Source organism: Hydrogenimonas sp. (assembly GCF_029932565.1).
GTDB lineage: Bacteria > Campylobacterota > Campylobacteria > Campylobacterales > Hydrogenimonadaceae > Hydrogenimonas.
This window is the reverse complement of the sequence record NZ_JAOZPV010000014.1, coordinates 25,862-28,331: the sequence shown is the minus strand read 5'-3', so window position 1 is coordinate 28,331 and position 2,470 is coordinate 25,862. Positions and strand designations below refer to the sequence as shown.

The 2,470-nt window shown below is 52.8% G+C and carries 3 protein-coding genes and 1 pseudogene; 3 read left to right on the top strand and 1 reads right to left on the bottom strand.

From position 1 onward, the window contains the following. Positions 1-258 (top strand): annotated as a pseudogene (locus Q1K24_RS03320) (bifunctional phosphoribosylaminoimidazolecarboxamide formyltransferase/IMP cyclohydrolase PurH); the annotation flags it as partial. Between the two features lie 50 nt (positions 259-308). Continuing rightward, positions 309-956 carry a hypothetical protein gene (locus tag Q1K24_RS03315; protein ID WP_300365922.1) on the top strand — a complete coding sequence of 216 codons (648 nt, stop codon included), beginning with the start codon at positions 309-311 and terminating at the stop codon, positions 954-956. Between the two features lie 8 nt (positions 957-964). Here the strand turns inward: Q1K24_RS03315 and metK are convergent, their stop codons facing one another. Next, complete coding sequence (gene metK / locus Q1K24_RS03310) at positions 965-2,164, bottom strand: methionine adenosyltransferase (RefSeq protein ID WP_300365920.1); 1,200 nt, start codon at positions 2,162-2,164, stop codon at positions 965-967. Positions 2,165-2,279: 115 nt separating this feature from the next. Here metK and Q1K24_RS03305 point away from each other — a divergent pair. Beyond that, positions 2,280-2,470 (top strand): hypothetical protein (locus Q1K24_RS03305; protein WP_300365917.1); only part of this gene is annotated, 191 nt, incomplete at its 3' end.

Sequence of the window (2,470 nt, the reverse complement as noted above, 5' to 3'; positions counted from 1 at the left end):
ATGGGTATGACCAGCCGGGTCGACGCGGCAAGATGCGCTCTGAAAAAGGCGGAAGAGATGGAACTGGACGTTACGGGTGCGGCGATGGCCAGCGAAGCGTTTTTCCCCTTCAGAGACTCCATCGACGCCGCTGCAGCAGCCGGCGTAAAGGCGATTATCGAACCGGGCGGGTCGATTCGGGACGACGAGGTGATCGAAGCGGCGGACGAACACGGCATCGCACTCTACTTTACCGGTGTCCGCCACTTCCTCCACTGATCGTGTGAGAGACGGCATTCCCGTCTCCTTCGCTCTGCAAGGAGAAGCCCATGCGCCACTTTTTCCATCTTCTTTTTTTTGTTCTCATCACAGGGAGTGCTGCCTGCGGTGATTCGGCAACGCAGATAAAGCATCATGATCGTACCTATTTCTATCGCTGTTCCGACAGCTTCGAGTTTGTCGCCCGTTTTGAAAAGAGTGCCGTATGGGTTTTCTGGCCGGGAGGAAGTGCCGAACTCCCTTTTATCGATTCGAGGAGAAAAAACGCGCAAGTCTATCGCGGTGACAATGTGGTATTTTTTTTCAAAGGCAGAGAAGCATCGTTGCAGGAGAATGGGACGTTTTACCGTGACTGTCGAAACGATCGTCGGCGTGCTGTCTGGGAAGATGCCAAACTCAATGGGATCGATTTCAGAGCCGTTGGCAACGAGCCGCCTTGGATTCTTGAAATAAGAGGGGAGAGACTCGATTTCTATTTTGGATATGAAAAAAAGTTGTATCGGTTTCGGGCAAAGCCACAGACCGATCCTCTTGAACCGAGAACGGTATTCGAATCGAAAACCGCCAATCTACCTTTCAAAGTGATTCTGCGTCCGGGGCCCTGCAGCGATACGATGGCCGATGAAATCTATGAAACCTCCGTCGAAATATTTTTCAACGATCGCCATCTGCATGGATGCGGCATGGCTCTGCATTGAGATGGATTCTATCCTTTTAATCCGTTGAACCACTCCAGTTCATCGAGTCGTTCCCACGGATAGTCAGGGTAACCGACCTGTCCGCGGGCAGCGACGTCGGCATAGAGAAAGGTTGCGTCGGATGGTCGGTCGAGACCGAATTTTTTGGTGATCCATTGTGGAGTCAGAGGAAAATTCTCTTCGATTTTCTCTGAAAGAATCTCGTCGCTTATCTCTGTCAGGCCTGTATGCATCGTGTCGACGGTGACATTGACAGGTCTTGCATGGCCGATGACATATGCCAACTCCACAACGGCCTTTTTCGCCAAACCGGCTGCGACGATATGTTTGGCGAGCCATCTCGCGGCATAGAGGCCCGAACGGTCGACTTTGGTGTAATCTTTGGAACTCTGGGCTCCACCGCCGATCGGAGCGTAGGCGCCATAGGTATCGGCTACCGTTTTTCTTCCTGTCATGCCGCTGTCGGCGAGAGGGCTGTGGTTGACGTAGCGTCCCGTGCCATTGATGTAAAACTCGCACCCTTTCTCGTTGAAAAGGGCGTCGTTTTCGAGTGTTTCGACGATAACACCTTTGAGAATAATGCGGGCCTCTTCGATGTCGAGACCGGCTGCGTGGGGTACAGCGGCGACGATTTTGCGGATTGCCCTTGGGCGGTTTGCGTCGAAATCGGCTTTCGTGCCGTAATCGAGGGTTACCTGGGTTTTGATGTCGATGCCGAAACGGTCGGGGTTTTCGAGAGAGTGGGCATAGAGTGCATCGCGCAGTTTGCGGGCGTATTCGAGGGCGCCGGGCATGAATGCAGGTGTTTCGTCCGTTGCGAAGCCGATCATCATCCCTTGATCCCCTGCACCGATCTCTCCGCTCTCCTTGTCAACGCCGATACTGATATCGGGTGACTGTTTCGAAACGAGTACCCGAATCTCGGCTGCTTCGGGATAGAGCGTCTGACTTTCGTCAAATCCGCTTTCGGGGTAACCGATTCCGCTGAGAGCATCCAGCACGCACAGACGATAGAAACCTTCGCCGATATCGGCATCCGTCCGAACTTCTCCGCCGATGATGATATGCTTGCCGCTGATGAAAACTTCGGTGGCCACTCTGGCCTTCGGATCGAGTTCCAGCAATCTGTCGACGATCGTATCGGAGATGATGTCGGCACACTTATCGGGATGGCCGGCCGAAACCGATTCGGATGTGAAGAGGTACATGCGAAGCTCCGTAAAGTTTTATGGTTAGCATACTTGAACCTACCTAAAAGTGGTATAATTTATTAGAACCCATCTCGAAAATTCCCATAGACGGGAATGGTACGCAAAAAGTGCGATGGCGAAGCGAAAAGCGCAGGATGTAGCCGAAGCTACATTCAAGCTTTTCAACGAAGCCAGCGTGTTTTGCGTGCCATTCTTCGGGCAGCGTGCTTTTGTCCCGATTTGTCGTTGGTTCTCTTCGATGTGGCCTTGGCCATACCGTTGTCGTACCGCCTCGACTTGGAACAAAATCATCGCTGTTACCGC